Origin of the sequence: Marinobacter sp. MBR-99 (assembly GCF_040547575.1) — a bacterium.
In the GTDB taxonomy this organism is placed as follows: domain Bacteria; phylum Pseudomonadota; class Gammaproteobacteria; order Pseudomonadales; family Oleiphilaceae; genus Marinobacter.
Genome location: NZ_JBEPPY010000019.1, coordinates 26,411 through 50,064, shown reverse-complemented (window position 1 = coordinate 50,064; position 23,654 = coordinate 26,411). Strand labels below are relative to the sequence as shown.

17 protein-coding genes are annotated in these 23,654 nt (G+C 57.2%); 11 read left to right on the top strand and 6 right to left on the bottom strand.

Features of this window, described 5'->3' with window-relative positions:
* The first annotated feature begins 74 nt into the window (after positions 1–74).
* The 6 genes from tig to ABIE59_RS15485 all read left to right on the top strand — a co-directional run bounded on the left by tig (position 75) and on the right by ABIE59_RS15485 (position 8,640).
* On the top strand, positions 75–1,379 hold the full coding sequence (gene tig, locus ABIE59_RS15510; protein ID WP_354448351.1) for a trigger factor: 1,305 nt from the start codon (positions 75–77) through the stop codon (positions 1,377–1,379).
* Positions 1,380–1,544: 165 nt separating this feature from the next.
* Positions 1,545–2,180 (top strand): ATP-dependent Clp endopeptidase proteolytic subunit ClpP, encoded by a 636-nt coding sequence (clpP, locus tag ABIE59_RS15505; RefSeq protein WP_354448349.1) that lies wholly within the window; start codon positions 1,545–1,547, stop codon positions 2,178–2,180.
* A 76-nt stretch (positions 2,181–2,256) separates the two neighbouring features.
* Positions 2,257–3,540, top strand: coding sequence for an ATP-dependent Clp protease ATP-binding subunit ClpX (gene clpX, locus ABIE59_RS15500; protein ID WP_058090436.1), 1,284 nt, complete (start codon positions 2,257–2,259; stop codon positions 3,538–3,540).
* A gap of 172 nt (positions 3,541–3,712) precedes the next feature.
* On the top strand, positions 3,713–6,130 hold the full coding sequence (lon, locus tag ABIE59_RS15495) for an endopeptidase La (protein ID WP_354448346.1): 2,418 nt from the start codon (positions 3,713–3,715) through the stop codon (positions 6,128–6,130).
* A gap of 237 nt (positions 6,131–6,367) precedes the next feature.
* Positions 6,368–6,640 carry a non-specific DNA-binding protein Hbs gene (gene hbs, locus ABIE59_RS15490; RefSeq protein WP_008174603.1) on the top strand — a complete coding sequence of 91 codons (273 nt, stop codon included), beginning with the start codon at positions 6,368–6,370 and terminating at the stop codon, positions 6,638–6,640.
* Between the two features lie 146 nt (positions 6,641–6,786).
* The gene (locus tag ABIE59_RS15485) at positions 6,787–8,640 is read left to right on the top strand and encodes a SurA N-terminal domain-containing protein (RefSeq protein ID WP_354448343.1); all 1,854 of its coding nucleotides are present in this window, start codon (positions 6,787–6,789) and stop codon (positions 8,638–8,640) included.
* 71 nt (positions 8,641–8,711) lie between these two features.
* On the opposite strand, the gene ABIE59_RS15480 is transcribed toward ABIE59_RS15485, so the two are convergent.
* From ABIE59_RS15480 to ABIE59_RS15465, 4 genes are all read right to left on the bottom strand, one after another.
* Positions 8,712–9,140, bottom strand: coding sequence for an early set domain-containing protein (locus ABIE59_RS15480; protein WP_354448341.1), 429 nt, complete (start codon positions 9,138–9,140; stop codon positions 8,712–8,714).
* A gap of 61 nt (positions 9,141–9,201) precedes the next feature.
* The gene (gene pulA / locus ABIE59_RS15475; RefSeq protein ID WP_354448339.1) at positions 9,202–12,360 is read right to left on the bottom strand and encodes a pullulanase-type alpha-1,6-glucosidase; all 3,159 of its coding nucleotides are present in this window, start codon (positions 12,358–12,360) and stop codon (positions 9,202–9,204) included.
* 224 nt (positions 12,361–12,584) lie between these two features.
* A complete protein-coding gene (lamB, locus tag ABIE59_RS15470; RefSeq protein WP_354448337.1) occupies positions 12,585–13,910 on the bottom strand; it encodes a maltoporin LamB in 1,326 nt (441 codons plus the stop codon).
* Positions 13,911–14,178: 268 nt separating this feature from the next.
* On the bottom strand, positions 14,179–15,051 hold the full coding sequence (locus tag ABIE59_RS15465) for a MurR/RpiR family transcriptional regulator (protein WP_354448335.1): 873 nt from the start codon (positions 15,049–15,051) through the stop codon (positions 14,179–14,181).
* A 204-nt stretch (positions 15,052–15,255) separates the two neighbouring features.
* Between ABIE59_RS15465 and zwf the strand changes: the two genes are divergently transcribed.
* From zwf to ABIE59_RS15450, 3 genes are read left to right on the top strand one after another with little or no spacing between them, the layout of a single operon-like run.
* Complete coding sequence (gene zwf, locus ABIE59_RS15460) at positions 15,256–16,731, top strand: glucose-6-phosphate dehydrogenase (RefSeq protein WP_354448333.1); 1,476 nt, start codon at positions 15,256–15,258, stop codon at positions 16,729–16,731.
* Entirely contained in the window at positions 16,724–17,437 is a 714-nt protein-coding gene (gene pgl / locus ABIE59_RS15455; RefSeq protein ID WP_354448331.1) for a 6-phosphogluconolactonase, read from the top strand. The genes zwf and pgl overlap by 8 nt, the downstream gene beginning before the upstream one ends.
* 52 nt (positions 17,438–17,489) lie before the next feature.
* Positions 17,490–18,140, top strand: a complete 651-nt coding sequence (locus tag ABIE59_RS15450) for a bifunctional 4-hydroxy-2-oxoglutarate aldolase/2-dehydro-3-deoxy-phosphogluconate aldolase (RefSeq protein ID WP_354448329.1) — start codon at positions 17,490–17,492, stop codon at positions 18,138–18,140.
* A gap of 80 nt (positions 18,141–18,220) precedes the next feature.
* Here the strand turns inward: ABIE59_RS15450 and pyk are convergent, their stop codons facing one another.
* Both pyk and gap read right to left on the bottom strand, forming a co-directional pair.
* Positions 18,221–19,669 (bottom strand): pyruvate kinase, encoded by a 1,449-nt coding sequence (gene pyk, locus ABIE59_RS15445; protein WP_354448327.1) that lies wholly within the window; start codon positions 19,667–19,669, stop codon positions 18,221–18,223.
* Positions 19,670–19,691: 22 nt separating this feature from the next.
* Entirely contained in the window at positions 19,692–20,696 is a 1,005-nt protein-coding gene (gene gap, locus ABIE59_RS15440; protein ID WP_354448325.1) for a type I glyceraldehyde-3-phosphate dehydrogenase, read from the bottom strand.
* Between the two features lie 162 nt (positions 20,697–20,858).
* Between gap and edd the strand changes: the two genes are divergently transcribed.
* Both edd and ABIE59_RS15430 read left to right on the top strand, forming a co-directional pair.
* Positions 20,859–22,679 carry a phosphogluconate dehydratase gene (gene edd / locus ABIE59_RS15435; RefSeq protein WP_354448323.1) on the top strand — a complete coding sequence of 607 codons (1,821 nt, stop codon included), beginning with the start codon at positions 20,859–20,861 and terminating at the stop codon, positions 22,677–22,679.
* On the top strand, positions 22,676–23,641 hold the full coding sequence (locus ABIE59_RS15430; protein WP_354448321.1) for a glucokinase: 966 nt from the start codon (positions 22,676–22,678) through the stop codon (positions 23,639–23,641). Before edd ends, ABIE59_RS15430 begins: the two co-directional genes overlap by 4 nt.
* Positions 23,642–23,654: the final 13 nt, after the last annotated feature.

Below are 23,654 nucleotides of genomic sequence, written 5' to 3'. Positions count from 1 at the left end.
CGGGCTTGTCGCTTTGAACAGGGTTTTGTCTTAATTTTCATTCACCTACAGAATCTGTAATTTGAGGAACTTCCATGCAAGTGTCTGTTGAAACGACCTCTAACATCGAGCGTCGCATGACGATTGGTGTGCCCGCCCAGGAAATCGATCAGGCGGTTCAGAAACGCCTGCAGGAAACTGCCCGCTCCGTGCGCCTGAACGGTTTCCGTCCTGGCAAGGTGCCCATGAGCGTGGTCAAGCGTCGTTTCGGTGACAGCGTTCGCCAGGAAGTGGTTGGCGAGGCCATGCGCGACCATTACATCAAGGCACTGCAGGAGCAGGACATCAACCCGGCTGGCTGGCCGAAGTTTGAGCCGAAGACCATGGAAGAGGGCAAAGACCTCGAGTTCGTGGCCATCTTCGAAGTGCTGCCTGAAATCGAGCTGGGCGACCTGTCCAAGGTTGAGGTAGAGAAGCCGGTTGCTGAAGTGACCGACAAAGACATCGATACCATGATTGACAACCTGCGTCGTCAGCAGGCCACCATGAAAGAAGTCAAGCGCAAGTCCAAGAACAAAGATGTTCTGACCATCGACTTCAAAGGCTTCATCGACGGTGAAGAGTTTGAAGGCGGCGCCGCTGAAGGCCATCGTCTGACTCTGGGTTCTGGTCAGATGATCCCGGGCTTCGAAAAGGCCATTGTTGGTGGTAAGGCCGGTGAAGATCTGGAAATCGAAGTGGAGTTCCCCGAGGACTACCACAACGAAGACCTGGCTGGTAAGCCTGCCAAGTTCGAAATCAAGATCCATAAGGTAGAAGAGCCTCAGCTGCCGGAACTGGACCAGGAGTTCTTCAAGAAGTTCGGTATTGAAGCCGAAGACGAAGCGACCTTCCGCGAAGAAGTGAAGAAGAACATGGAGCGCGAGCTCAAGCAGGCGGTGTCCAACAAGGTCAAGAACGACGTTGTTGACGGTCTGCTGGAAACCACCGAACTGGAGATTCCGGCTGCCCTGGTGGATCAGGAAATTGATCGCCTGCGTCAGGATGCCGTTCAGCGTTTCGGCGGACAGGTTGACTTCCAGCAACTGCCCAAGGAAATCTTCGAAGAGCAGGCCAAGCGCCGCGTGAAGACGGGTCTGTTGTTCCAGGAAGTGGTCAAGAAGAACGACCTGAAGGCCGAGCCGGCCCAGGTAGATGAAAAGATCCAGGAGATCGCATCTACGTATGAACAGCCTGAAGAGGTTGTTGCGCACTTCACCAACAACCCGGACCAGAAAGCTCAGATCGAGTCGTCTGTACTGGAAGATGCCGTGGTCGACTATGTGCTTGGTCAGGCCAAGGTGAAAGAGAAGAAAATGAAGTACGAAGAAGCGGTTCAGGCCGGTCAGCCCCAGCGCTGATGGCCCCCGGGCCTGGCCCGGAGTCGCTTTCTGGAAACAGCCGGCGTGTCCGGCTGTTTTCATCTGGGCTCACTGGTGGCAGAGTATAAGGGTATCCTGACGATCACTTCCGGATATCCTGCCACAGGAGTCCATGCCCATTGTCCATAAGGAGTTCAGGCGCACATGACGCAGAAATCGTTTGATGGTCCTACAATGATAACCAACGCCGGTCTGGTGCCGATCGTAATTGAACAGACGGCACGCGGAGAGCGTTCCTTTGATATCTATTCCCGGCTGCTCAAGGAACGGGTGATTTTTCTGGTTGGCCCGGTCGAAGACCACATGGCAAACCTGGTCGTTGCTCAGCTGCTGTTCCTGGAATCCGAAAATCCGGACAAGGACATCCACCTTTATATCAACAGCCCAGGTGGCTCTGTGACTGCCGGTATGTCCATCTACGACACCATGCAGTTTGTAAAGCCGGATGTTGCCACCTTGTGTATCGGCCAGGCGGCCAGCATGGGCGCCTTCCTGCTGTCAGGGGGCGCCAAGGGTAAACGGGCGTGCCTGCCGAATTCCCGGGTGATGATTCATCAGCCGCTGGGTGGTTACCAGGGGCAGGCGACGGATATCGAGATTCATACTCGCGAAATCCTGAAGATTCGCCATACCCTCAACACCTTGCTGGCGGAACATACCGGCCAGGATCTGGAGACCATCGCGCGCGACACTGACCGCGACAATTTCATGGATCCGCAGCAGGCGAAAGAGTACGGGTTGATCGATACAGTACTTGATAAGCGCGTACCGAATAAATAATACTGAAAGTCATCGCATCATCCCTGGTCGGCGTATTGTTTGATTGCGCCGACCAACGAAGAACAGAGGTATTTCAATGGCAGATGAAAGAAACGGCAGAGGCGACGATAACGGCAAGTTGCTGTACTGCTCGTTTTGTGGAAAGAGCCAGCATGAAGTCCGTAAGCTCATTGCAGGGCCCTCGGTGTTCATCTGCGACGAGTGCGTTGACCTGTGCAACGACATTATTCGCGAAGAGATCCAGGAAAACGCCCAGGAAGAGGCCAGCGATCGTCTTCCCACGCCGGCGGAAATCCGTGAGACTCTGAACGAATATGTGATTGGCCAGGATCGCGCCAAAGTTGTGTTGTCTGTCGCGGTTTACAACCACTACAAGCGCCTGCGCTATGGCGAAGGCAAAAGCGACGTTGAGCTGGGCAAGAGTAACATCCTGCTGATCGGTCCGACCGGGAGTGGCAAGACCCTGCTGGCCGAGACGCTGGCCCGGATGCTCAATGTGCCGTTTACCATTGCAGACGCCACCACGCTCACCGAAGCCGGTTATGTGGGTGAAGATGTCGAGAACATCATCCAGAAGCTGCTGCAGAAGTGTGACTACGATGTAGAAAAGGCGCAGCGCGGCATTGTCTATATCGACGAAATCGACAAAATTTCCCGCAAATCCGATAACCCCTCCATCACCCGTGATGTGTCGGGTGAGGGTGTGCAGCAAGCGCTCCTGAAACTGATCGAGGGTACGGTCGCATCGGTGCCGCCCCAGGGTGGTCGCAAGCATCCGCAGCAGGAGTTTCTGCAGGTAGACACCACCAACATGCTGTTTATTTGCGGTGGCGCTTTTGCCGGCCTGGAGAAAGTGATCCAGGAGCGTTCGGAGCGCAGTTCCATAGGCTTTTCCGCAACGGTGAAGAGCCAGGACGACAGCAAGAATACCGGTGACATCATCCGTGATGTCGAAACCGAGGATCTTGTGAAATTTGGTCTGATTCCAGAGTTTGTTGGCCGTTTGCCGGTGGTTGCTACGCTGACAGAGCTGGATGAACAAGCCCTGGTGCAAATCCTCACCGAGCCCAAGAACGCGCTGACCAAGCAGTATCAGAAGCTGTTTGACATGGAAGGCGTGGAGCTGGACTTCCGGGAAGACGCATTGCGTGCCGTCGCGCGCAAGGCGATGGAGCGTAAAACCGGTGCTCGAGGCCTCCGTTCAATCATGGAAGCCACACTGCTGGATACCATGTACCAGATTCCATCTGAACATGACGTCTCCAAGGTGGTGATTGATGCCAGCGTCATCAGCGGTGACTCCGAGCCGTTCAAGATCTACGCAAGCAGCGACCATGCCAAAGCGGTACCCGAGGACTGACTCAGTTCTGTGGGTATTGGCAGTGCATTGAAAAGGGGCGGCTATCGCCCCTTTTTCATGACAGCTGAATGCTGTTCCTGCCCAGCGGTTCCTTTCGTAAAAAGATTGCAATTTTCGCCGCCGCCCCAATGATGGGTGATATGCTGAATAAAATGCTGTCAGAGGATTCCCTATGACCCGTATATCTGAAGAAACCGTGCAAGACTACCCACTGCTCCCGCTGCGGGACGTCGTGGTGTTTCCGCACATGGTGGTCCCGTTGTTTGTGGGCCGGGAGAAGTCCATCCAGGCACTGGAAGCCGCGATGGAGGGCAGCAAGGAAATCCTTCTGGTCGCCCAGAAAGACGCCTCAACCGATGAGCCTGGTGCTGTGGATGTGTTCTCGATGGGGACTCTGGCCACCGTACTGCAGATGCTTCGTCTGCCGGATGGTACCGTCAAGGTGCTGGTTGAGGGCAATGCCAGGGCCAACATTACCGATATTTCCGAGGGTGATTTCCTGTCAGGACAGGCCATTCTGATGGAAGAAGAGTCGTTGCCTGAGCGCGAAGAGGACGTGCTCACAAAGACTCTCATGGACGAATTCGAAAAGTATGTGAAGCTGTCCAAGAAGGTGCCGTCAGAGGTTTCCAATGCCTTGACCGGTATTCAGGAGCTTGAGCGCCTGGTGGATACCATGGCAGCCCATCTTGAAATGCGCATTCCCGAGAAGCAGGAATTGCTGGAGGCGCTGGACGTTCGCAAGCGTGTTGACCTGCTGCTGGGCAAACTGGACGGTGAGATCGACCTGATTGAGGTGGAAAAGCGCATCCGCGGCCGCGTCAAGAAACAGATGGAGCGCAGCCAGCGTGAGTATTACCTGAATGAGCAGATGAAGGCCATCCAGAAAGAGATGGGTAATCTGGGTGAGGGTAACAATGACTTTGAGGAACTCGAGCAGAAGCTTGAGGAAGCCGGCCTGCCGGAAGAAGCGCGCAAGAAAACCGAAACCGAATTGAACAAACTGAAGATGATGTCGCCCATGTCAGCGGAAGCCACCGTTGTTCGGGGATACATTGACTGGATGCTTGCGGTGCCCTGGAAAAAGCGCAGCCGTGTGCGGCACGACCTGGAGAAGGCCCGTGAGATCCTGGATAAGGACCATTACGGCCTGGATGAAGTCAAGAAGCGTATCCTTGAGTACCTGGCTGTTCAAAGTCGCGTCAAGAAGGTGAAGGGGCCTGTACTTTGTCTGGTTGGCCCCCCCGGGGTGGGTAAGACGTCGCTGGGGCAATCCATCGCCAAGGCGACCAATCGGAAGTATACCCGGATGGCCCTGGGTGGCGTCCGGGATGAAGCCGAAATTCGCGGGCATCGGAAAACCTATATTGGCGCCCTGCCGGGTAAGCTGCTGCAGAAGCTGTCCAAGGTTGGGGTAAAGAACCCGCTGTTCCTGTTCGATGAAATCGACAAGATGGGCATGGACCACCGGGGTGATCCGGCGTCTGCCTTGCTTGAAGTGCTCGACCCTGAACAGAATCACACCTTTAACGATCACTATCTTGAGGTGGATTACGATCTCTCGGACGTCATGTTCGTCTGTACCTCCAACTCGATGGATATACCTCCGGCCCTGCTGGATAGGATGGAGATCATCCGGATTCCTGGTTATACCGAGGAAGAAAAGGTCAATATCGCTCTGCGCTACCTGTTGCCCAAGCAGATCAAGGCAAACGGTTTGCGCAAGGATGAGCTGCAGATTCCGGAAGCGACGCTGCGCGACCTGATCCGCTACTACACACGAGAGGCGGGTGTACGGGGCCTGGAGCGGGAAATTGCCAAGATTTGCCGCAAGGTGGTCAGGGAACACGTAGAGGCCAACGACAAGGCCTCTGTGACCCTCTCGCCCGAGATGCTGGAGGACTACTCCGGCGTCAAGAAGTTCAAGTATGGTCTGGCGGAAGAGAAGAACGAGATCGGCCAGGTGACCGGGCTTGCCTGGACCCAGGTGGGCGGTGAGCTGTTGACCATCGAATGTGCGCTGACCCCGGGTAAAGGCCGTGTGGTCAAAACAGGTTCCCTGGGCGACGTCATGCAGGAGTCGATTCAGACGGCCCTGACGGTGGTTCGCAGTCGGGCCCCCGGCCTCGGCATTGCCGATGACTTCCATGAGAAACACGATCTCCATGTGCACGTTCCTGAAGGTGCAACACCAAAAGATGGCCCCAGTGCCGGTATTGGTATGTGCACCGCACTGGTTTCTGCGCTCACCAAAATTCCGGTCCGGGCGGATGTTGCCATGACCGGTGAGATCACGCTTCGGGGCAAGGTGTTGGCCATTGGCGGGCTCAAAGAAAAGCTTCTTGCAGCGCATCGGGGCGGTATTAAAACCGTCGTGATTCCTGATGAAAATGTCAGGGATCTCAAGGAGATACCGGACAATATAAAAGAGTCTCTGGAGATCCGCCCGGTGAAGTGGATCGATGAGGTTCTGGACATTGCGCTGGCTTACCAGCCGGAGCCACGTGCGGCGGATTCGACGAAAGAGGGCGCGTCCTCGAAAGCCGGAGACGACGCCAGCGATGCCGCAGAGCGCATAAATACACATTAAACACCCGATGAGTTGTTGACATGCCTGAGAGCCCGTTGGTATAACTGTTTCGCCGTGAAGCAGCCAATACCAAGGGCTCCCGCGCAGTAAGTGCCTATTCCGAACACCGGTGTACTACCGCAAGGAATAAGAAAACTGAAGAATGGAATTCTCCGACAGCTTATGCGATAGTCGGGAACGTCCTCGAAAAACAAACCGACCTATAACATCTTCAACCTGAAATCGAAGGGGTTTAGTGTGAACAAGTCCGAACTTATCGATGCAATTGCAGAGTCCGCAGACATCTCCAAAGCTGCAGCTGGCCGTGCGCTGGATGCCATGACCAACTCCATCACTGGAGCACTGAAGAAAGGCGACCAGGTTACCCTGATCGGCTTCGGTACCTTTTCTGTGAAAGAGCGCGCCGCCCGTACCGGCCGCAACCCGCAGACTGGCGCTGAAATCAAGATTCCGGCCTCTAAAGTGCCTGGATTCAAAGCAGGCAAGGCCCTGAAAGACGCTGTTAAGTAAAGGCTCTTTCTCTGGCAGCTTTCGCCCTGCGAAAGCTGCCGCAAGAATTCAAGGCGCATTCCGGACAGGGTGCGCCTTTTTACGTTAAAGTGCAGCCGCCTCACCAATAACACCAGCACGACCTTGAACAGGGATTCAGGAACAACATGCTTCAAGATATTCGGGATAACGCCCAGGGTACTATTGCAAAGGTTATTATCGGCCTTCTGATCATTTCTCTGTCAATCTGGGGGATGGACGCCATTGTTGGCGGTTTTTCGGGTGAGCCGGAAGTGGCCACAGTTAACGGAGACTCCATCACCGAACGGGATTTTTTGCGCACCGTGCAGTTGGAGACGCAGCAGCGGCTTATGCAGATGGACACCCCCGATCCCTCGATGCTGGATGAAGATCAGATTCGCCGGGATGTGCTGGAAGCCCTGATCCAGGAGAGGGTGCTGACCCTCGACGCGCAGGCTCAGGGTTTGGAGTTATCTGATGCAGACATCGATGCACTGATTACCCAGATGCCCCAGTTCCAGGTTGACGGCCAGTTTAACCGCGACCGTTTTGTAGCGACAGTACGCAACGTTGGCATGGGGGTCGGTGAATTCCGCGAAAACCTCCGGAAAAACTATGTGGTTAACCAGATTCGCGCTGCCATCGCGCAGACCGGCATCGTGGCCAGTGAAAACGCCAAACAGCTGTTGCGCATCCAGAATCAGACCCGCGATTTTCGTGTGCTGACCGTCAGCGCCGATTCCCTCTCTGAGCAGATTTCGGTTTCGGATGACGAGATTCAGGCGTTCTACGACGACAACGCCGATCAATTCCGTGAGCCCGAACAGGTTAATGCGGCTTACATTACACTGTCGCTGGGTGCCCTGGCGGAGGCAATGGAAGTTTCCGAGCAGGATCTGCGGGCCTTTTACAATGAGCGGGCCGAAGAGTACGCCCGTGAAGAGCGGCGCGCTGCCCACATCCTGATTGAAGATGGGAACGATGCTGAAGCTATCGTCGCGTCCATTCAGGAGCGCCTGGGAGCCGGTGAATCATTTGCTGATCTGGCCGAGGAGTTCTCTGCTGATACCGCGTCTGCACGAGACGGTGGCGATCTGGGTTACGCCGGCCGGGGTGTCTACGATGAGGCTTTCGAGAACGCGCTCTTCGCCCTGGAAGAAGGTGAAGTGTCCGGACCGGTTGAAACCAGTTTTGGTATTCATCTGATTCGACTGGAGAGCGTTCGCCGTTCCGATGTGCCGTCGTTTGAGTCTCTGCGGGGCGAACTGCGTGATGAACTGGCCCGTACCCGCGCCAGCGAGCGCTTTGCTGAAGTTCGCGCTCAGTTGGCCGACGCAGCCTACGCTGCTGACGATCTGGCCGGACCGGCAGCCGAGCTTGGTCTTGAAATTCGGGAAGTGGATGGCGTTACCCGAGGCGGTGGTGCTGCGCCTTTCGATCATGCCGGCCTTGTGCGCCAGCTGTTCTCTGACGATGTCCTGCAGGGCGGTTTCAACACTGAGCTGATTGATGTTGGTGACAACGTGTCTGTGGTGGCTCGGGTACGAGAGTATTTCGAGCCCCGCCAGCGCGAGCTTGCCGATGTTCGTGACGACATTGCCGGCTTGCTGGAAGCTCGCAAGACCCGTGAGGTGCTTGAGGCGCGCGTAGATGAGCTCATGGCTGCCCTGGCAGCGGGAGAAGAGCCTGAATCGCTGGGTGCCGGTGATTGGCAACGTTTCGAAAATCAGGGGCGCGATGGCGCTAACCTGAGTCGCTTTGTGGTGCAGCGTGCCTTTGCCATGCCGCGCCCTGAGGAAGGCAGTCCTTCCATGGCCAAGGCTGTTGGCCAGCGCGAGGCTGCCATTATTCTGGTCGATGCCGTGAACGAAGGTGCGGTGGATACAGATGGCGCTGAATACCAGCAGTTGCGTCAATTCCTTACCCAGCTTGAGGGCCAGCGTGAATATATGGCTTATCAGCAATACCTGAGAAACACCGCGGAGGTCGACAGGGATTGATTCCCGGGTGTGATGAAAAGCGATTAAAAAAGGGTGCCGATCAGGCACCCTTTTTTGTGCGTGTCAGGGCATCAGTTGGCTTTTTTGATGTACACCGTCGGAGTCTCGCCGGTTACGTCGAAATAGAAGCCGTACACCGCTGATTCCGGCGGCGTGAAACGGAAGTTCTCAAACACGGCTGAGCAGTTCGCTCGAACCGGCGTGTTGAGCGTTACCTCCTTGTCGTCTTTCTCGGACAGGTAACCGCAGTTGGTCCCATTGCTCCAGTTGGCATCGCCAAACTTGAATTCATAGGGTTGGCCGTCCGCCTTTAACTCGATTTCCGTTCGGTAGACGCCGGTGTCGACCTTTTTGACCTTGTATTCTGGCAGGGCATCCCACCAGGCAAACTGCCCGCGCAGATACAGTGACTGGCTGTAGTCACGCTCACCACCGGTGGTGGCACAACCGGTCATGGCAAGCACAGATATCAGAGCCAGATTGCCAAGTACTTTTTTCATGTTGTTCTCCTTGTTATCAATGGTCACAGCCGGCATGGCCGGCTGTGTTGAGGCCCGCCGGTCAGCGGGCAAATACCGCAACCGAGAGCCCGGGCACCAGGAACTCGCCAGTATCGGCCGCCGCAGACTGAGCCGGGGAGGTGTCGGCCCTGACAGAGAAATCCCCTTCCAGGGTGTGGTTCAGGGTCTGGGTGGTGTTGCTGGCGTTGATCACCACCACAATCTCGTTATTGGCAGGGTCCAGCTCCGGCAAACCGGCGGTACCGTCATCCAGCAGGCTGAACGCGATCAGCCCCGGAATCTGCTGCGAGCCGGTGTTGAGGAAGCTGAGGCGGTTCTTGATGTCCTCGGCGGTCTGCAGCCGGAACAGTGGGCTTTCCTTGCGCACCCTGAGTAGCTCCAGTACCTGGTCCCTGGTGTAGCTGATCGTCGCAGGCGTGGGGTTGGCGTGACTGCCAGCTGAGGTGATGACCTCGGTGATCAGGTCCCAGTTCGAGCCGTCCTTATCCTGGCGGGGCAGGCCGCGATTCCAGGCGGAGGCCTGGAAGCTGAAATCCACCTCGTTGTACCAGTCCCCGGAATCGTAGCTGTCCCGTTCCATGGATTTGGAACGCAGCAGTTCAGAGCCCATGTGCAGGAACGGGATACCCTGGCTGAGAATCGGCACGGCCAGGGCAACAACCTGCATCTGCGCCCGCTCCAGAGTGCTGGCGGCGTAGTCGGCTTTGTACTGGTTGTTGTCCCAGAGAGTCTGGTTGTCGTGCTTGGAAACGTAATTGATGATTTCCTGGGGATCTGCCGTGTAACCGGCGGCCTGTCCGTTGTAGTCGATTTCGGCAGCGGTTTTCAGCTCGTCTGTGGCGGTCTCAAACGGGTAGTCTGCCAGGCTGCCGGCGATGCCCACACGAATCCAGTCACTCACCTGCAGTAACCGGTTTCTTTCATCTTCGCCGCCCGTGTTCCGATCGTTGGGGTAGGTGAACAGGCCATTGGCAAATCCCTGGTTGGCCCGAATGGCATCACCTCCATCGAAGGGCCCGCCGCCACGTACGGCATCCCGCAGGCGATCGTTGAACGAGCCAATACCGGTTCCGGCCATGTTGGTCTGGATGGCGTTTACGCCTCTGGCGTTGTTGGCCACCTCGCCGAAGTTCCAGGCTTCACCATAAAAATAGGTGTCCGGATCGACAGCCTGCACCGCGGCCAGGGCCTTCTCCATATTGCTCAGCATGTGGTGGCCCATCAGATCAAACCGGAACCCGGATACTTTGTAATGCCGGGCCCAGGTGACCAGGGAGTCGACCATCAGCTTTTCCATCATGGCGTGCTCAGAGGCGGTATTCTCACAGCAGGTGGACTGCTCGACGGCTCCGGTTTCCGGGTTCAGGCGGTGGTAATAGCCGGGTACCAGCTTGTCCAGAACCGAGTTGTCGGCAAGACCGGACGAATTGGTGTGGTTGTAGACCACGTCCAGAACCACGTTCAGGCCCAATTCGGAGGCCGCCGTCACCAGTTCCCGGAACTCGGTAATGCGCTGAGGGCCCTGGGCGTCTGTGGCATAGCTGCCTTCCGGCACAGTGAAGTGAACCGGGTCATAGCCCCAGTTGAAGCTGTCCAGGTCGCGGAACGTGTTATACAGCGCCTGGGCGTCACCGGTGAGCGGGTCAAACCCTTCCAGAACCTGGCGAATCGTTTGCCCGCTTGTGCAGTATTCAGAGAACTCGCTGGCGGCTGCTTCAGAAAGCTCGCACAGCCGGTTGAAATCGTCCTGAATATCGACCAACTGATTCGGGTTTTCATTCACGGTGGCGATATCAAAGGCAGGCAACAGGTGCAGGTGAGTTACGCCTGCCTCGGCCAGGTTCCTCAGGTGTGCGACGCTATCGACACTGCCATCAGAAGGGGCTGTAAAGGCTTTGTATTTGCCGCGATGGGACGGCTCAACGGTTTCGTCTGTGGCGCTGAAATCGCGAACGTGTACCTCATACACCACGACATCCTCCGGCGCTGGCCTCGCTGGAATCGTAAGGCTGTCCCATCCGGATGGCTTGTAGTCTGCGCCAAGGTCCACCACCTGGGCATACTGGCCATTCGCAGAAAGGCTTAGGGCGTAGGGGTCGGATACCAGGGTGGTTTCGATGGCACCGGTTCTGGGGTGGTAAACGGAGACTTCGTACTGATAGTACATCTCCAGCAGGTCGCTGCGGCTTCCTGAATGGCTCCACACCCCGTTGGATTCGATCATCTCGGCCGGATACCCGGGCAGGAGATTTCCGGCTTCATCGAACACATGAAGCTTCAGGTTCTGTGCGGTTGGTGCCCAGACCGAAAAAGTAACGGAGCTTGCATCGACAATGGCGCCCAGCTCTCCGCCAAAAGTAAACAGATCATCCAGTACCCCCGGGATCTGCACGCCAGTGGCGATTACCAGGTCGTCGTTACTGTTATAGGCTGCGGCGACCAGTTGGCCTTTTAACGCGGATTGGATGGTTTCGCTGTCAGCGATGATCTCGTAGGCTGGCCAATCTGCCAGGTGGGGGAACTTGTCTGCACTGGCTTCAGGTAACGTGGTGGGCGTCAGTTCCAGTATGTTGCCACCACTCAGGGTGTCGGAGTCGCTGACGCCAATACCGGCATTGTGGTCATAGCGAAGTTCAACCCGTGGCAGATTTCCGGTGTCCCGGAAGATCAGGGTGTTGCGATCAACCCAATGGGCACTGGCGCCGGCAATGGCAATACCGTCGGTCTCGATCGGTGTACTGGATAGCAGCTGGCTGCCGCTGACGGTGAAAATGCGGTTGCCGAGCGCACCAAAGTGCCAGCGGTGGTCCTGGCCGCCAAGGTCTTTCTCATCACCCTTGTGGACAATGAAGTTGAGGCAGTCCCCGGCCTCGCGCATGGGTATCCGGTAATAGGCGCCGTAGGTGTCGCTGATGCCGTCGGCCAGTCTTGGGTTGTCCCAGTCGGTGGGCACACCATCGGCCAGTCCGTTACAGCCAGCGCCGGCGTCGTTCCAAAGGTGCAGGCCCCAGCCGTCATAGCTGGCATCTGGTCGCTTGTAATAGAGCAGGGCCTCGTTGGCCCCGGGTTCGAGCAGGCCGTCAGCACCAGTGTTTCCGCCGTTGGCCGGTGAGTCGCTGCTACTGCCGGAGTTGCAGCCGGTCAGAGCCAGCGCAAGGGTCAGCACTATGCCACCCGTGAGCCGTTTATGGTCAGGCATTGTCAACATCCTCTTTCCAATTGTTTTTGTTGGTGGAAGATCCGCTCCGGATCTCCCTCATGGTTGCGCGAAGCATGCACGAGAACATCCCTCCGGGACCGGATTTTCGGGGCGTAGCCGTAGGTGGCAGCGGGGCGTAGATGTCATTGGGTGAGGGGCAAAAAAAGGGCCGGCATACGCCGGCCCTGAAGGAGGTCCAAGTAGAGTGTGTGGAGTTTAGAGCCTTACCACCAGGCTTCGATCTGGGCGCCAATCTGGATGTCGCCATCAATTCCTTCGCCACCGCGTGCGGCCTCGGCTTCATCTCCGAAGAAGGTAGCAGCGTAAGCGCGGATAACGGGGCGCGCCCAGTAGCCAGGGCCGGCCTGCCATTGCTGGGCGATGGCCACTTTCCCGAGATCCTGGGATTCGGTGAACCAGGGGCGGTCGGTATCGCTGTAGCCGATCTCAATCGCGGTACTCATGACGGTTGACCAGTTGTAGATTGGTCGGGCGATGATGCTCAGGCGCTCTCCATCACGGGCGCCGGCATCATGGGGTTTGGCTTTCTCATAGACAACGGAGTGGCCCAGATCCCAGTTATTGCCCAGTTTGATCACGCCGTGGTTGAGCACTCGCCAGCTGGGCTCGAAGTAACCCGCAACGTTGCCGTTATCAACTCGCCCGCCACTGCTGCCTTCGGCATTGGCGAAGCCCATGGAGTCGGCTCCATACTGCACGGCGAACTTGTTGAAGCCACCCATGACACCTGATGACAGCTCGGCGGTGAGAAAATAGCCGTTCTCGTCTTCAATGCCGGCGTCTTTCTGCTGGTCAGTCAGATCGGCCATGGCGTAGATACCGATCAGTTCAAGCGTGTGGCCGCCGGCAACGGGGAAGGCGTAGCGAACGTCAAGTTTGTTGTTCTGAACCAGGCCTTCACCGTCGCTGGTGTCGGCATTGGTATAGGCAACGGACAGGTGGCCAGCACCTGCCTTGATGTTCTCGATACCCGCGCCGTAGCCGGAGTTGTTGACGTAGAAGAGATCCATCTGGTGGATGTCTTTACGCTGATAGAAGCGTTTGCCGGCCCAGAGGGTGGCGCCGGGTAACGACTCGACGACGTTCCTGGCAGACACATAAAGCTGTCTCAGGGCAATCTCACCGCCGCCGAAGGGGTCTGCGTTGTTGCGAGTGACTTCTTCGTTGGCGAAGTCGATACCGCTGATGTTGTTGCCACCATTCAGTGCCTGGTAATCGTTGCCCTGGGGCTCAGCACTGTAGGCAAGCATGGAATCAATGCGGAAGGTTTTGCCGTCCTGGCTGAACAGCTCGTCGCCCAGTGACAGCTCGGCATAGGTGTCGCATTCGTCAGCCAGGCGGCCTACATAGTGACCGCTGGCGCCATTGCCGAAACAGGTTTGTTCGCCGCCGCTGCCGATATTGGTGGAGGCTCCGGCCCGGGCGTAGCCGTGGAAGTCCACCGCGATGGCCGGTGTTGCCATAACCGCTGCAGTGATGGCAGCCGCCAGGGGAAGCTTGCTAGCGAAGAGAGGCTTTTTATTGTGCATCGTTTGAGTCCTGTGTTTTTGTCATTCTTGCATGTCGGGGAAACGGAATTTCCGGTTCCTAGGTCCCGGTCAGGCTTCCGGTTCCCTTGATTGCAGCTTCTGCCAATCAGACATTGGGAAACCGGATTTCATGGTTCCTCAAGGCGTGTCTTTGTACATCCTCCGAGTCAGAGAATTTGGGGGGTGAGTTTCAGGGGGGAGGAGGGGCGTAGATGGCTGCGCCCCTTCCGGAGGATGTCTGCGTGGTGCAGGCGAGTACTATGGGGAATTATTCCAGTGGATAGCGGGTAGCCTTGAGGCTTTCCTTTATCTTCTTGAGATGGCTCAGGAAATCCTTTCCGCGCTTGAGTGTCACGCCGGTTGCCAGAATGTCGATCACGGTCAGGTGGATAATACGTGACGACATGGGCATATAGACTTCAGTATCCTCCGGAGCAGTTACGCCAAGCACCGCCGTGCAGCACTCAGCCAGCGGAGATTCCGGATTTGTGATACCAATCACGGTGGCGCCATTGGAGCGGGCCACCTTGGCAATTTCAACGGCCTCTTTGGTTCTTCCGGTGTAGGAGATCAATACGATGACATCTCCCACCTGGGCGCCCGCGGCGACCATCCGTTGCATCAGGGCGTCGTCGTAAGAGGTGACCGGAATGTTGAAGCGAAAGAATTTGTGTTGGGCATCCAGGGCAACGGACGCCGAACCACCCATGCCGAAGAAGTTGATCTGTTTGGCCTGAATCAGGTAGTCAATGACGGTGCCCAGGGCTTTTGGGTCCAGAGACTGACGGGCTTTGTCCAGGCTGGCGATGGTGCTGAGCATGATCTTGTCTGCGAACTCCGCCACGGTATCGTCGGGCTCGACATTCTGGCCCACGTAGGGTGTGCCGGTGGCGATGCTCTGAGCAAGGCGAATTTTGAAGTCGGGGAACCCGGTGGCCGAGAATCCCCGGCAAAAACGATTCACCGTGGGTTCACTGACATCGGCAGCGCGGGCTAGGGCAGCTATGCTGTAACGAGTGGCTGCGCTGGGGTCACGAAGGATAGCTTCCGCGACCTTGCGTTCCGATTTGTTCAGGCTGTCAAGCCGGGACTGAATGTCTTCCAGCAGGTTGTCGTCACGGTGCGCATGGTTTGCGGCCATGTTTGGGTACTCCCTGAGGGTGTGCAATCGTTATTGGAAATTGTAGTGATTATACCGTGTTTATGAACTTTTTGGTGTAGTAAAAATATCAATTAATGAAAAATACCCTTGGAAAATGCCCGATGAGCTGTCATTATTTTTATAAAATTACTACATTATCCGTTTCAGGCGACGGTCGTCGCTGCAAACTGAGAGAAGGAACCGATGGTCAACCGTACCGTTACCCGTTGTGACCTAATGCTATTCGGGGCGCTGGGGGATCTCGCCCAGCGCAAACTCTTCCCGGCCCTTTATCAGCTTGAACGGGCGGGCTTGCTGGCGCCTGGGAGCCGAATGCTGGCCATTGCCCGGACAGAGGCTGATACCGAAAAGGTGAAAGAGCAGCTGCTGGAGAAACTGAAAAAACACGTGAAACCCGATGAGTTTGATCCGGATATCGCAAGGGACTTTCTCCAGCGAGTGGAATATCAGCGTCTTGATTTCAACGACCCAGAGGGCTTTCAGGCGTTGCGCGACTGGCGTGACAAACCGGACAACCAGCTAATCGTTTACATGGCAACCCCGCCGTCAATGTATGGGGTGATAGCTCGCAATCTGGAGGCAACTCGTTGCTGCAATGAGCGGACGAGGGTTGTGGTTGAAAAGCCTATTGGGCACGACCTGGAAACCTCCAGGGTGATCAACGATGAGCTGGGGCAGGTGTACAACGAGAATCAGATCTTCCGGATTGATCATTATCTGGGCAAGGAAACCGTGCAGAACCTGATTGCCCTGCGCTTTGCCAACAACCTCTTTGCTTCCCAGTGGGATCAGAACCACATCTCTCACGTGGAAATTACGGTTGCGGAAAGCGTGGGTATCGAGGGGCGTTGGGGCTATTTTGACAAGGCCGGCCAGATTCGGGACATGATCCAGAATCACCTGCTGCAGTTGCTCTGCCTGATTGCGATGGATCCGCCGGCAGATCTGTCTGCGGACAGTATTCGCGACGAGAAAGTGAAGGTGCTCAAGGCGCTCAAACAGATTACCCCGGAGTTGATGGGCAGCCATGTGGTTCGTGGCCAGTACACCGCAGGCACCAGTGGCGGTCAGCCGGTACCGGGGTACCTGGAAGAAGAGGGGGCGAACAAGGGCAGCGAGACAGAAACCTTTGTGGCCCTGAAAGCGGAGATCGACAACTGGCGCTGGTCTGGCGTGCCTTTCTATATCCGTACCGGCAAGCGGCTTCCGGAAAAGTTGTCCCAGATTATTATCCATTTCAAGCCGGCGCCTCATTACATCTTTGATCCAGACCAGAAGCATCTGGCCAATAACAAACTCATTATCCGCCTGCAGCCCGATGAAGGCATGTCCCTGAAGATTCTCACCAAGGACCAGGGGCTGGATAAAGGTATGCGCCTTCGCCAGGGGCCGTTGGAGCTGACGTTCTCGGAGACATTCGAAACCGACCGAATTCCCGATGCCTACGAGCGTTTGCTGTGGGAAGTAATGAAGGGGAATCAGTACCTGTTTGTGCGTCGTGATGAAGTTGAGTACGCCTGGCGCTGGGTGGATCAGGTTATTGCAAACTGGCATGACAGCGGCGAACCACCAAAGCGCTATGCCGCAGGAACTTGGGGGCCGGTGGCATCCATTGCCATGATTACCCGGGACGGGAGGAGCTGGTATGAAGATGCCTGATATTCCCCTGCCGGATGGTGTGACTCTGGAGTCGGGGGAAGACCCGCAGGAGGTGGCCGAAGCCCTCGCCGCTGATGTCGCCCGTTTTCTGATGCAGCGTCTGGAGAGAGCTGACAGGGCAAGTCTGGTGGTTTCCGGTGGATCCACGCCGTTGCCGTTTTTTCGGGCGCTTTCGCAGGTGGATCTGGATTGGTCACGGGTGGATGTGCTCCTGGCCGATGAGCGTTGGGTACCCGAGGGAGATCCGGCCAGCAATACCACCCTGGTGCGTGAGAATCTGCTGCAGAACAAGGCTGCTGATGCCAGCTTTCTCTCTCTGAAGCAGGTTGGTTCAACGCCTGAGGAGGGCCTGCCACGGGTTCGCTCTGCACTTGCCGGGCTGAAACTGCCGCTGGACGTGTTGATCCTGGGTATGGGGAATGATGGTCATACCGCGTCTCTGTTTCCGGATGCACCGGAGCTGCCAGAGGCTATGGACCTGGAGTCCGGGGATCTGGTCCTGGCGATGAATCCGCCGTCCCAGGCACAGCAGCGCATTACCTTGACGCGTCCGGTGCTGGCTGCTGCCAGGTATACCGCCCTGCACCTGAAGGGGAATGACAAGCTGGATACCCTGGCCGCAGCGATGGCAAGGCCCGAGGCCATTATGGCTATGCCGGTCAGGGCCTTTCTCAAGCCCGGGCTGAAGGTGTTCTGGAGTCCGTGATGACGAGACAGTACGAAACAATGCGGTCAGTAACTGCATTCAGGAGACGTAGATGACACAACTTTCCGATTATCACAGAGACCGTATTCAGGCTGTACTCAGTGCCTCGCCACTGGTGCCGGTTATTGCCATCAATGAACCGGAAGATGCCATTCCCTTGTGTCGTGCGCTGGTGGATGGTGGTATCAAGGTGCTGGAAATTACTCTTAGAACCGAACATGGGGTGCGGGCTATTGAACAGGTTCGAAAAGCCATTCCCGAGGCATGGGTTGGTGCGGGTACAGTAACCAGTATCGCCCAGTACCGGCAGGTGGAGGCTGCCGGTGCCCAGTTCGTGATTACGCCGGGTGTTACCGAGGCGATTCTGGAGTTTGCGCTAACCTCTGAGGCACCATTATTGCCAGGTGTTGCCACGGTCTCTGAGCTCATGTTGGGCTACTCGTTGGGTTACCGTGAATTCAAGTTCTTTCCGGCTGAAGTGTCAGGCGGTATGCCGGCGTTGAAGGCATTTCGTGGCCCGTTCCCGGACGTGACCTTCTGCCCGACTGGCGGGATTAACCAGAAGACCGCGCGGGACTACCTGGCCTTGCCTAATGTGGCCGCCGTGGGTGGCTCCTGGTTGACGCCGGCGGAGGCGATCCAGCGCCGGGAGTGGGAGGTGATCACCGAGGTGGCGCGGGCCAGTCTTGATCGGCTCAGGTGACGTTGCTTGCCCTCAGGCATGAAAAAGCCCACTTCCAGGAGTGGGCTTTTTGCTATCAGGCCGCGTTGCTCAGGTCCGCGTTAGCGTATGTCGGCTCCAACGCGGACAATCTTCATGGTGTTGGTGCCTCCCTGGGCGTTGACGTAATCGCCCTTGGTAATCACCACCAGATCGTCTTCCTTCACCACGCCCCTGCGTTTGAGTTCGGCAACGGCATTGGCGTTGGTTTGCTCGTTGGCAATCTTGGCGGAATCAAAGGGTACGGTTTGTACTCCTCGGAACAGGGCAACCCGGTGTTGTGTGGAGTGGTGCCGCGAGAAAGCAAATATCGGCAGGCTGGACTTTATGCGGGACATCAGTCTGGGAGTGGCGCCAGTTTCGGTCATGCAGATGATAGCGCGAACGCCCTCCAGGTGGTTGGCGGCATACATGGCCGAGAGGGCGATGGCCTCATCAACCCGCTCCATGCTTTCGTGGATTCGGTGCTTGGACTGATGCATGGAAGGGTGGCGTTCCGCCCCAAGGCAGATGCGCACCATGGCTTCAACGGCCTCCGTGGGGTAGTCGCCCACGGCCGTTTCCGCCGACAGCATCACTGCATCGGTGTAATCCATCACGGCGTTTGCCACATCCGACACTTCTGCCCGGGTTGGCATGGGGTTGGTGATCATTGATTCCATCATCTGGGTGGCGGTGATCACCGCCCGGTTCAATACCCGCGCCCGGGAGATGATGTGTTTCTGAACGCCAACCAGTTCGGCATCGCCGATTTCCACCGCCAGATCACCTCGGGCAACCATGACGGCGTCGGACGCCAGAATAACGGCGTCCAGTGCCGCTTCGTCATGGGCCAGTTCGGCCCGTTCGATCTTGGCCACTAGCCCGGCATCCGAGCCGGCCTCTTGCAACAACTTGCGAGCAACATGCATGTCGTCAGCCGTGCGCACAAAAGAAACCGCCACATAGTCCGCGCCCAAGCGGGCCGCGGTGACGATATCCTGTTTGTCCTTGTCGGTGAGGGCTTCGGCCGACAGGCCGCCTCCCCGTTTGTTCAGGCCCTTGTTGTTGGAAAGCGGGCCGCCAATCAGAACCCGGGATGTAATGCTGCGGCCATCCACGCTCTGGACTTCCATTTCGATGCGGCCATCATCCAGAACCAGAATGTCTCCCGGTTCTACATCCTCGATCAGTTGCTCGTAATCGATGCCGACCCGCTCATTGGTGCCGGCCTCTTTATCCATGGCGGCGTCCAGAACGAAGGTCTGGCCCGCCACCAGAATAACTTTGTTCTCGGCAAATCTTGCTATTCGCAGTTTCGGGCCCTGCAAGTCGGCCAGCAAGGCAACAAAGCGCCCTTGGGCTGCAGCTGTTTCTCTTACCCGTCGGGCCCGGGCAATATGCTCATCAGCACTGCCATGAGAAAAGTTAAGCCGGGTGGCGTCTACCCCGGCTGCAATAATGGCGGCCAGGGCTTCCGGAGTATCGGTAGCGGGGCCGAGTGTGGCGACTATTTTGGTGCGCCTGAGCATGATGCGGATCCTTTATTGGGTGTTACTGAGCGGCTTTCATAAGCTCGATGGCGTTGTCGAGCATGCGGTTTGAAAAGCCCCATTCATTGTCATACCAGGCCATGACTTTTACATGACGGCCGATAACCCGGGTATGATTTGCGTCAAACACGCTGGACAGGGCGTTGTGATTGAAGTCGATGCTGACCAGCTTTTCGGTATTGTAGCCGAGTATCGGGCTGCGCTGCGCGGCGTCGCGGACGGCTGCGTTGATCTCCGCTACGCTGGTGTTACGGTTGGCAATAAATCCAAAATCCACCAGCGACACGTTGATGGTTGGAACCCGGACGGCCAGGCCGTCGAGTTTTCCGTCCAGGTCCGGGATCACTTTGCCGATGGCAGCGGCAGCGCCGGTCTTTGTGGGAATCATTGATTGGGTGGCTGACCGGGCCCGGTACAGGTCAGAGTGGTAAACGTCACTCAGTTTCTGGTCGTTGGTGTAGGAGTGGATGGTGGTCATCAGGCCACTCTCAATGCCCACGGTCTCGTGCAGGGCGGCGACCACCGGTGCCAGGCAGTTGGTGGTGCAGGAGGCGTTGGAAATGATCTGGTGCCTGGCAGTCAGTTCCTGATGATTGACGCCATAGACAACGGTGGCATCTGCGTCTGCGGATGGGGCGGAGATAATCACCTTCCGGGCGCCGGCGTTGAGGTGTGCGGCGGCTTTGTCCCGGTTGGTAAACAGCCCGGTACACTCGAACACCACATCCACGTGGTAGTCTTTCCAGGGCAGGTCTTCCGGGTTGCGGATGGCGGTAATGGCGATTCGATCGCCGTTGACGGTCAGCGATTCTGCGTCGTGACTGACCACGCCGGCAAATCGGCCATGTACACTGTCGTATTTGAATAGGTGAGCGTTGGTTTCGGCGTCGCCAAGATCGTTAATGGCGACTACCTGTAGTTGATTTCGGTAGTTATTTTCGTAAACGGCCCTCAGGATGTTGCGGCCAATACGCCCAAATCCGTTGATGGCGATGCGGATAGTCATGACCAGACTCCTTGTTGTCGGTTTTTTGTTCAGTCTTCAGGTTGATGTAGTAAATATAACAACAAAAAATTCATAAATGAACGTCGATTGGCTGTAATGATGAAAAAAAGTAAGTAAACTTACGTCATATAGCAAAACATAAGTGAAATCACGGAGTCTGCCATGCACCCCATCATTACCAAGGTCACGAACCGGATCATTGAGCGCAGTCGGCCTACCCGGCAGGACTATCTGTCGCGAATGGCCACATTGAAGGAGCAATCTCCGCATCGCAGCACCTTGTCCTGCGGCAATCTGGCTCACGGCTTTGCGGCCTGCAGTCAGCAGGACAAAGACACCCTGAAGTTTATGAACAAGGCGAATGTGGCGATCGTTTCGGCCTATAACGATATGCTTTCTGCCCACCAGCCCTATCAGACATTCCCGGACGTTATCCGTGAGGCGGCTCGCGGTATGGGCTCAGTGGCCCAGTTCGCCGGTGGCACGCCCGCCATGTGCGACGGCGTTACCCAGGGCCAGCCGGGCATGGAGCTGAGCCTGTTTTCCCGTGACACCATTGCCATGAGCACGGCGGTGGCACTGAGCCACAATATGTTTGATGCCACCCTGTTACTGGGAATCTGTGACAAGATCGTGCCGGGGCTGTTGATTGGCTCCCTGAGCTTCGGTCACCTGCCCACCATTCTGGTTCCCGCCGGCCCCATGCCGTCCGGGCTGCCGAATAAAGAGAAGCAGCGCATCCGCCAGCTATATGCAGAGGGTAAAATTGGCCGGGATGAGCTTCTCGAAGCGGAAAGCAAGTCCTACCACAGCCCGGGTACCTGCACCTTCTATGGCACGGCCAACAGTAATCAGTTACTGGTGGAGGTGATGGGGCTGCACCTGCCGGGTTCGGCATTCGTCAACCCGGGCACGCCGCTGAGGGATTCGCTGACCCGGGCCGCCACCGAACAGGTGATCAAGCTGTCCAGGCCCCATGGCGGTAACCTGGGGCTGGCCGACATGGTGGATGAGAAGGCTATCGTCAACGCGCTGGTGGCCTTGCTGGTGACCGGTGGCTCCACCAATCACACCATTCACTGGATTGCGATTGCCCGCGCCGCCGGCATTATCATTGACTGGAACGACTACTCGGAGCTGTCGTCGGTGGTGCCGTCCATGACCCGCATCTATCCGAACGGGCAGGAAGATATCAACGCCTTCCATGAAGCCGGCGGCACGCCGTTCCTGATTAGGGAACTGCTCGAGAGCGGCTATCTGCATAACGATGTGCAGACCGTCGTGGGGCAGGGACTGGAGCGCTACACTCAGATGCCTGAGATGGAAGATGAGCGCCTGGTGTGGAAGCCCGCCGTTGAGAAAAGCCTGGCTCCGGATGTGCTGAGCAGCGCGGATGAGCCCTTCGCCCCTGACGGTGGCCTGAAAGTGTTGGACGGTAACCTTGGTCGGGGGGTGATCAAAGTATCTGCGGTTGCCCCGGAGCATCATGTGATTGAGGCGCCCGCCGTTGTGTTTAATGAGCAGAACGAACTGAAGGCTGCGTTTGAGGCCGGTGATCTGGATAAAGACTGTGTGGTTGTGGTTCGCTTCCAGGGTCCGAAAGCCAATGGCATGCCGGAATTGCACAAGCTGACGCCTTACCTCGGAGTGCTCCAGGATCGCGGCTTCAAAGTGGCCCTGGTGACCGACGGGCGGATGTCCGGGGCTTCCGGTAAAGTGCCGGCGGCGATTCATGTGTACCCTGAGGCTCTGGACGACGGCCCGCTGGCGCGGGTGCACAACGGTGATCTCATCCGCCTGGATGCCGTCAAAGGCACCTTGAGTATTGAACTCACTGACCAGGCGCTTGCCGCCCGCGAGCCTGAAAAAGCGGACATTAGCAGCTATCATCACGGGTTTGGCCGGGAGCTGTTCGGTTGGCTGCGTCGGTCGGCCAGCAATCCGGAACAGGGGGCGAGCTTTTTCTGGAATCACGAGTCATGACAGACAAGCTGTATTCACTGGTCGGTGATATTGGAGGCACCAACGCGCGCTTTGCTCTGGTGGCGCAGGGCGACGTGCGGCCCCGGGAAATCGAGGTGCTTGCCTGTCGTGACTACGACAACCTGGACTGTGCCGTGGTGGATTACCTCCAGCGCGTCGGGGTCAAGGAAGTTGGTCAGGCGTGCCTGGCGGTTGCATCGCCGGTCCGTGGTACCCAGGTTCGAATGACCAACAACCACTGGCGCTTTGATACCGAAGAGGTTCGCCGGCAGTTTGACTGGTCGGCCTTCAAGGTCATTAACGACTTTACCGCCATGGCCCTGGGCGTGCCCCATGTGCCGGAAGCCAATCTGGTACACGTCTGCGGTGGCCCGGGGGATCCACGCCGGCCCCGGTTGGTGATGGGGCCAGGAACGGGTTTGGGCGTGTCGGGGCTGGTGCCCATCAACAATGGCTGGGTGCCCCTGATGACGGAAGGCGGACACGTGGACTACGCACCGACAGATGACCTGGAAATGGGTGTGTTGCGGATTCTCCGTGCCCGGTTCGGCCGGGTGTCTGTGGAGCGCATTCTGTGCGGTCAGGGTTTGCTGAATCTCTATCAGGCCCATGCGGAAATCCGTAGTGTGCCTGCCCCCCTGGATTCCCCGGAGAAGATCACCGCGGCGGCCCTGGCCAACGAAGATGTGCTGGCACGGGAAAGCCTGCGTCATTTCTGTGAAATTCTGGGCCGGGTGGCTGGCAATGGTGTGCTGACGCTGGGCAGTCTGGGCGGTGTTTACCTGTGCGGGGGCATTCTCCCGCGTATCCTCGAGTTCTTTCTGGAAAGCCCGTTCCGGAACGGGTTCGAGGACAAGGGCAGAATGCGACCCCTTCTTGAATCCACGCCCGTTTATGTCGTGACAGAGCCTTATACCGGACTGCTTGGCGCCGCCGAGGCCCTGGCGAATCCGGAGGTTTGACGGCCAGAAATGG